This is a genomic window from Mammaliicoccus sp. N-M50, from assembly GCF_022386995.1.
Lineage (GTDB): Bacteria > Bacillota > Bacilli > Staphylococcales > Staphylococcaceae > Mammaliicoccus > Mammaliicoccus sciuri_A.
This window is the reverse complement of the sequence record NZ_JAJNJA010000030.1, coordinates 1-403: the sequence shown is the minus strand read 5'-3', so window position 1 is coordinate 403 and position 403 is coordinate 1. Positions and strand designations below refer to the sequence as shown.

1 protein-coding gene is annotated in these 403 nt (G+C 42.7%); it reads right to left on the bottom strand.

Annotated elements, in window-relative coordinates:
• The coding region (locus tag LQ622_RS14910; RefSeq protein ID WP_275590402.1) for a Rib/alpha-like domain-containing protein at positions 1-403 on the bottom strand (403 nt) is incomplete at both ends.

Here is a 403-nt window from a genome sequence, read left to right as displayed (position 1 = left end):
CATTGTCTTTTGTTACACCGTCTGTTGTTGGTTCATAAGCATCATTGTCTGCTTGTTCTCCTACTGTTACAGGTACTTTTATGTGATCTTCTGTTCCATCTGGGTATGTCACTGTCACATCTACTTCTGTTGTGCCTGGTGTATTGCCATCTGGTAATTGTGTTTCGTCATCCACCGTAATTGTTGGTTGTTCTTTATCCGTTGGATAGTCTGGGATTGTGACTGAACCTGTTACATCGTCTGTTGTCGTTGGTGTGCCATGATCTTTCGTTACACCGTCTGTAGTTGGTTCGTAAGCACCATTGTCTGCTTGTTCTCCTACTGTTACAGGTACTTTTATGTGATCTTCTGTTCCATCTGGATATGTCACTGTCACATCTACTTCTGTTGTGCCTGGTGTGTT